We start from the raw sequence: 7,059 nt of genomic DNA on the forward strand, positions 1-7,059 counted from the left end.
TATTAATCTTCTTTTTTAAATTATTATCATAATAATTGTATTTGTTATAACCATCTTCTTTATAATCATTTTCATTTATTTTTACATCTATTTTATTATTTCCTATTTTATTTAATTTACTTTCCATTTCATTAGTATCTGCATCAGGTGTATTTTCATCAGTTATTCTTCTTGAATTGAATTCTTCTATTTTTTCTTCTAATTCATCTTTAGGAAAATTTTCTTCATTAACTTCTTCGTGATTTTCACAACCACATTCATGGTCATAGCCATATTCATCATAAGCATAAATATCATACTCTGAATCATCTAAATAATTTTCATTATTTTTATTTTGTTTATATTTTTTTATTGCTTTATATGAACAAAACGCTCCAACACCTGTTATCGCTACACCAGAATATAATAATATTTTTTTACCTTTTTCTCCTGCTTCTTTTTTCATTTTCTTATTTATTAAATATTTTATCATAGCACTTCTCCTTATTAATTGTCATATATTATAGTTATAGTATTTGTATTATTTCAATAATAATTATACTATTTTCAATTTACATTTTTTTCATTTTGACAGAGAGGTGATTAATTTTAATGGATTCAACTTTATTTAATTTATTATTAGGTATAGTAAGTATAGTTATAAGTGTTGGAGGAGTTTATTTAATAAATTTTTTAAATAATAAAATCGGAGCAGAAAAAACAAAACACTATTATGATTTAGCTCAAAAAGTTGTTATGTCTATAGAACAATCAAATCCTCAGTTAGCTGGTATTGATAAAAAAGAATTAGCGCTTAATAGATTAGTTGAGCTTTCAGATAATAAAATTACTAAAAAACAAGCGGATACTTTAATTGAAGCTGCTGTTTATGATATAAAAAAACTTCTAAAAAATAATATTAAATAGATTATGAAACCTCATCTTATATTGAGGTTTTATTTTATGTACTAATAATATTGTTTTATCATTAGTATTGTTATATCATATATATAACAGTTATTTCGGAGGTGAAAATATGATTTTAAATCTAGATTTTAATAGTGATAAATCAATCTATACACAAATTTGTGATGAAATAGTCAAAGCAATCGCTAAAGGTAATCTAAAAATAGATGAATCTCTTCCATCAGTTAGAAGTATGGCAGAAACTATAGGGGTGAATCTTCATACAGTTAATAAATCTTATAACGCACTTAAAGAAGAAGGATTTTTAAATATTGATAGAAGAAAAGGTGCAGTAGTTGCAACTCTTCCGATGAAAGAAGGTAATGAAACACTTGAAAAAAGCAAATTAGACTTAGAGCTTTTAATAGCTAGATGCTATTTATCTGGTATGAGCAAAGAAGATTTTCTGGATTTAAGTTCTAAATTGTTTGATAGTTATGAGGTGAAATATCATGAGTAAAATTGGTTGGCTAATGATGCTCCTTCCACATTTAATTATTATGTATCTTCTTTTTTATAACATGCAGTCACTTACAGGAAATAGACAATACTTTGGTGTTTCTATAAAAGAGGATTACATAAATAAAGAAGAATTTAAATTATTAAATAAAGAGTATAAGAAACTTTTAAATATAGGCTTTTTAGCCATACTTTTAATCTCTTTAATTCTTATATTTATAATGGATAAAGGCTCTTTTGCATTTACATTTTTTATATTATCCTCTATAGCCTATAGCTCTTTAATTTATATTAAAATTCATAATGAAACTAAAGCATTAAAACATAGATTATTAGAGACTAATGAAAATTGTGATATAAATTTATCTTCAAAATCAATAATAGATGTTAGTTTTATAAATAAAAGAGATAAAATTGTTAAAAAATTTAAATATATATATTTAATTCCTATATTTATAACATGCGTAGTATCTATCTATGCTTTTAGTCAGTATTCTAAAATTCCAGATATGGTACCTACTCATTGGAATTTCATGGGAGTCGCAGATAGTTTTATAGAGAAATCTTATTTTAATATAATATCATTAATATTTTCTCAATTAATACTAAGCCTTTTATTATCTTTTATATCTATTAGTAGTATAAAATCTAGAGTAAGAATAGACCCTGAAAATATTGAACAAAGTAAATTAGAAAATATTAAATATTTAAATAGAGTTGGATATACTTTTTTAGTTATTATACTCTCAATAAATTTACTTCTTACTAATTCACTTATGGCCTCTATTTATGGACCTAATTTAAATATAGTAGTTACAGGATTATTTTTCTTAGTTATTATTTCTTGTACTATTTATTTAACTTATATATATATAAAATCTCCAAATTCAAAATCTACATCATCTTATAGTCCCGATGATGATGAGAAATATTGGATATGGGGCTCTATTTATAATAATCCTAATGATCCATCTTTTATGGTTCAAAAAAGATTTGGTATAGGGTGGACTATAAATATTGCTACTCCACTTGGAAAAATATTTTTAATATGTACATTATTATTATTTGTATTTTTAATATTTGATTTTATAAAGTCATTCTTTTATTAATATATAAAAAGGTATCTTAAAATAAAGTTTTAATTATAATAACTTATTTTAAGATACCTTCTTTATTTTACTACTTCATATAGTTTCCTATATTTGCATTTTCATCTATTACACCTTCAATAACACTGTCTTTACTAGTCATTATAACAGTAACTCCTGGTCCATGACCTGATTTTATACAATCACTGTGTACTATAACTCCTATACTTACAGCACCTTTTAAGAATCCTACTCCATAAGTATTGTCGCAGTCTTGTAATAAAACTATATCTCCAAACTTTAACTTATCAAGTCCTAATCTTTTTATTTCTTCCATATCAGCAGTCATTATATCGTAATCTCCTGCATAGGCACTTGGTGATCCTATGCCTGATCCCATTAAGTATGGCGGTACTTTAGCAACAACATTTACTTTTAACTTATTATCTTCTTCTTTTATATCCAGCTTTTCAAATAGGTCTGGATCTATATTCATTATCTTAATATTTTCATAGTCTTCTAACTTTAATCCTTGACCATATGCTTTTATCATTATCTTATCATCTATTGCTAATTCTTCTAATATATCATTTTCAAAGTTTATTAATACATGGTCTATACCACCATGCATTCCTGTTACATAGCCACATTTTCCTTTAGCCTCTCCTGAAACTATTTTAGCTTCATTGCCTATACATGCAAAAGTCATTAAAGCTGCATTTTCAGATTGATTTTCATTTCTTATAGATACACCTGGCTCTACATGATCTCCTGCCCATCCAAAAGCACTATCCCCTATTTTAACGTTATAAGATATTCCTCCAGTTGCTGGAAGTATCATAGGATTTCCATCATGAGTTATTCTATAATTTCCTCCTATTGGATGATGTATCTTTCCTTGAACTGACCATTTTACTACTTTTTCTTTATTAGTTTTTATCATAGCTATTCTCCCTTATAAATTATCCCTATATTTTGTTATCTCTCTTTATAAATTGTAAATATATCTATTAAACTTCTTTAAGCTAATTGTATTATAAATATAATATACTATCAATTAGTGTAGTTTTATTTTTTCATATCCACTCCTGCTTATAGAAGCATTTACTATCTTGAATAAGAATAACCCAACAAATAAATTTATTATTATAGCAGGTAGAACAGCTACTAAGAATAGTGCCTCAAATGAACCTGGTAAACCAACTAATATTTGAGCTGATAGTAAAAATACGCATCCACTTAATAATGTTCCTATTGGTAGTATTGCTGATACTACTATTAAATCTTTCTTTTTATTCTTTAAATTTTTTATAAACGGTAATTTATATAAAATATACATTAACACGTATATTAAATTAACAGTAATTACTTTATCAATCATATTAGGCACTTGACCCGCAGGGAATTTAGTAGTTAATGCTGTAAATATTCCTGTTACTATTCCTGCAACTAAACAGCTTTTATAATCTTCTTTATTTAATATCATTATTGTAAATAGCATTATAAGTGCCATATCTGGCTGCATTGGTAATCCTAATGCTGGTGTTATTTGGTGTAATAATAACCCCATAGCTAAAAGTATTGAATTTAGAGCTAATTTTCTTGTATTTGTTTTCATAGTGTATCCTCCTAATATTTTGTAATTTAATAAATTTTTATTTTTCCAGTCTGACAAATCATTATCACTAAGTTCAAACTTTCATACCATTACCATCACCTGCCTTTTTTTGTAATAAAAAACTCCGCCCTAAATTAATAGGACGGAGATTATCCGCGTTGCCACCTAGTTTATATATGATAAAAAATACATCTATACCATATATCTCTCATTTTCAGGTACTATCATACCCTATTCGCTATAACGTGCGACACACGGTAAAGTCTACTCTCATAAATATGATTTCAATTTACTCCTCTAAGGTCCATTCACTAAATTTTTTCTTGCTAAGATTCCACCATCCTCAGCTCTCTATATTGAATCTAAATTTAGTTACTCTTCCTTGTCAAAGGATTTATTATTTTAATAATATTTCAATATTTTAATATTGTCAACTATTAATTATTAATAATTTTATATTTTATTATATGAAATTATTACATTATTGCTACAATTAATTCATATCTGTTCAATCAATAGAATAAATATATTATAATATTATTATATTAAAATATTTAAACTAAGGAGATTGTTATGAATAAAAATTGGAGTTGTCCTAAATGTTCTTGTAACACTTACCAAGTAGATGAATTTAATGCTACCGGTGGTGGTCTTGAAAAACTTTTCGATATCCAGAGTAAGAAATTTACAACTGTAACCTGTACTAAATGTAAATTTACAGAACTTTATAAAGCATCTTCTAGTGATTTAGAAAACATAATGGACTGGTTTATCGGATAAATATAAAAAGAGATATAAGTGTTATTTATATCTCTTTTTATATTTTATATTATTTTAAATGGATTTAAGTATATATCACTCTTAATAACATTTATTTCTTCAATATTATCTAAAAATCTTTTCATTACATCTTTAAAAATATCTTCACTTTCAAAATGCCCACAATCTATTATGCACATTCCCATATCAAGAGCATCTTGTGCGTCATGATATTTTACATCTCCTGTTATTAATACCTCTGCGCCTTGTCTCCCCGCTTTTTTGACCATATCAGCCCCAGATCCTGTTACTACTGCTACTTTATTAATTAATGTATCTAAATTTCCTACAACCCTTATATGATTCATATTTAACTTTTCTTTTATTAAGTTAGATAGATTTTCTAATGTAGTACTTTCATTTAGTCTACTAATTCTTCCAAGTCCAACAGAACTGCCTTTATTTTCAAGCTTGTATAAATCATAAGCTACTTCTTCATAAGGATGAGAACCTATCATTTTGCTTATTACTCCACCTAGGATTCTTTGAGGAACTATAGTCTCTATTTTAACTTCATTTACAGACTCTATTATTCCTTCATTTCCTATAAATGGGTTAGAGCCATCTAAAGGCTTAAAATTACCTATACCTTCGCTGTTAAAAGTACAATGACTATAATTACCTATGTGACCTGCTCCAGACGCTCCTAAAGCACTTTTTACCGCTTCTACATGACTATTTGGAACATATACTGCAAGCTTATATAGAACTTCAGTGTTTGTAATATCTAGTATTTTGGAATTTTCAAGACCTATCCTTTCCATAAAATAATCATTTAAACCATCAGATGCTATATCAAAATTTGTATGCATTGAGTAAAGAGCTACATCATTTTTTATAAGTTTATGTATTAATTTTCCCTTTAGATCAGATGTATTTATTTTATTTATCTTTTTAAATATAAAAGGATGATGAGTTATTATTAAATCTACATTATTGTTAATAGCTTCTTCTATTACATTTTCATTAGCTTCTAAGCTAACCATTACTTTTTTACTTCTAAATCAAAATCTCCAACTAAAAGACCTACATTGTCCCAGTCATAAGCTAAATTTAGTGGATATTTATTTTCTATTTGTTTTATAAGAGTTTTTAATTTCATATTAACCATCTCCATATAGTTTATAATATTATATTAATTTCTCAAGCTTATCTATTATGTATAAGCTTTCTTCTCTTTTCTTATCTATTCCTTCACCAGTTTTACCATCTATCTTATTTAATATAGATTTATATTTAAATATTTTTTTGTCTATAAATTCATTAAGTAAAGGATCTTTATTCTCTATAAGCTTTCTCCCTACTTCATAGTATATTTCATCTTCTACGACAGTATTTTTTCCAGTATATTTGGTAACTATTATTTCATATATTCTAAAATCTTCTTTGACTAATACCTCATCTATTATTTCATACCCATTATTTAAAAGATATTTTCTAAGTTCATCTTGTGCTTGCATAGGCTGAAGTATTAATTTTTCTACTGAGTGAGCTACTTCAGTTTTAGCTTCTAAAAGCTCACTTATTAATATTCCTCCCATACCTGCAATTATAACTTCATCTACTTCATTAACTTCTAGCACTTCAATCCCTGAACCTAATCTTAAATCAACCTTATCTAAAAGCTTATTATTTCTTACTTCACCTCTTGCATTTTCAAGCGGCCCTTTATTTACATCTGCAAGTATTGAAAATTCTACATGTCCTTTGTTTAATAAATAAACTGGTATATAACCATGATCCGTTCCTATATCTGCTACTCTTTTTCCTTTAGTTACTAATGATGCTATTTTTAATAATCTATCTGTTAATTTCAAATTTTTTCATCCTTTCTTAAATTTAAAGTATTTATAATAATATTATATAAAATCCTAATACTATTATTAGGAGGTGTTTACATTGTCTAAAATAAAAAACGTAAATCTGAGTATAATCCTACCTATAAATGGGGTGGAAATACTCTTCTTTGGTCTAATCAAACTGATCAAAAAATAATTCAGGAAGCCGAAGATGAAAATGCCTCTAAATTAAAATCAGATTTACAAAAAGAAATTAATTATGGAAAAAGAATTAATTATTGGCATTAATATATTAATTTCAATTCCACATATTAAAAATTCGCCTTTGTAA

General features: G+C 26.1%; 8 protein-coding genes, 1 pseudogene and 1 other annotated feature. Of the genes and pseudogenes, 4 read left to right on the forward strand and 5 right to left on the reverse strand.

The genetic code is table 11. The features are described 5' to 3' along the window. Positions 1-472, reverse strand: a 472-nt coding sequence (locus tag BN899_RS10490) for a hypothetical protein (RefSeq protein WP_042275158.1), incomplete at its 3' end; no start/stop codon positions are given. 119 nt (positions 473-591) lie between these two features. Between BN899_RS10490 and BN899_RS10495 the strand changes: the two genes are divergently transcribed. From BN899_RS10495 to BN899_RS10505, 3 genes are all read left to right on the forward strand, one after another. Then, the gene (locus BN899_RS10495; RefSeq protein WP_042275159.1) at positions 592-906 is read left to right on the forward strand and encodes a phage holin, LLH family; all 315 of its coding nucleotides are present in this window, start codon (positions 592-594) and stop codon (positions 904-906) included. 109 nt (positions 907-1,015) lie between these two features. Beyond that, the gene (locus BN899_RS10500) at positions 1,016-1,405 is read left to right on the forward strand and encodes a GntR family transcriptional regulator (RefSeq protein ID WP_042275160.1); all 390 of its coding nucleotides are present in this window, start codon (positions 1,016-1,018) and stop codon (positions 1,403-1,405) included. Then, entirely contained in the window at positions 1,398-2,513 is a 1,116-nt protein-coding gene (locus tag BN899_RS10505; protein ID WP_042275162.1) for a DUF5808 domain-containing protein, read from the forward strand. Before BN899_RS10500 ends, BN899_RS10505 begins: the two co-directional genes overlap by 8 nt. Before the next feature lie 70 nt (positions 2,514-2,583). Here the strand turns inward: BN899_RS10505 and BN899_RS10510 are convergent, their stop codons facing one another. Together BN899_RS10510 and BN899_RS10515 are read right to left on the reverse strand one after the other, a co-directional pair. Next, positions 2,584-3,435, reverse strand: coding sequence for a DUF4438 domain-containing protein (locus tag BN899_RS10510; protein ID WP_042275164.1), 852 nt, complete (start codon positions 3,433-3,435; stop codon positions 2,584-2,586). A gap of 114 nt (positions 3,436-3,549) precedes the next feature. Next, positions 3,550-4,110 carry a tryptophan transporter gene (locus BN899_RS10515; RefSeq protein WP_042275167.1) on the reverse strand — a complete coding sequence of 187 codons (561 nt, stop codon included), beginning with the start codon at positions 4,108-4,110 and terminating at the stop codon, positions 3,550-3,552. 135 nt (positions 4,111-4,245) lie between these two features. Beyond that, positions 4,246-4,508, reverse strand: a binding site (T-box leader). A 175-nt stretch (positions 4,509-4,683) separates the two neighbouring features. Between BN899_RS10515 and BN899_RS10520 the strand changes: the two genes are divergently transcribed. Then, positions 4,684-4,890: a zinc ribbon domain-containing protein gene (locus tag BN899_RS10520; protein WP_042275168.1), complete on the forward strand. Its 207-nt coding sequence runs from the start codon at positions 4,684-4,686 to the stop codon at positions 4,888-4,890. Positions 4,891-4,934: 44 nt separating this feature from the next. On the opposite strand, the pseudogene BN899_RS10525 reads toward BN899_RS10520, so the two are convergent. Beyond that, positions 4,935-6,046, reverse strand: a pseudogene (locus tag BN899_RS10525) (Nif3-like dinuclear metal center hexameric protein). A gap of 13 nt (positions 6,047-6,059) precedes the next feature. Beyond that, complete coding sequence (locus BN899_RS10530; RefSeq protein WP_042275170.1) at positions 6,060-6,746, reverse strand: tRNA (adenine(22)-N(1))-methyltransferase; 687 nt, start codon at positions 6,744-6,746, stop codon at positions 6,060-6,062. Positions 6,747-7,059 lie beyond the last annotated feature (313 nt).

Source organism: Faecalimicrobium dakarense (genome assembly GCF_000499525.1).
GTDB classification, from domain to species: Bacteria; Bacillota; Clostridia; order Peptostreptococcales; family Peptostreptococcaceae; genus Faecalimicrobium; species Faecalimicrobium dakarense.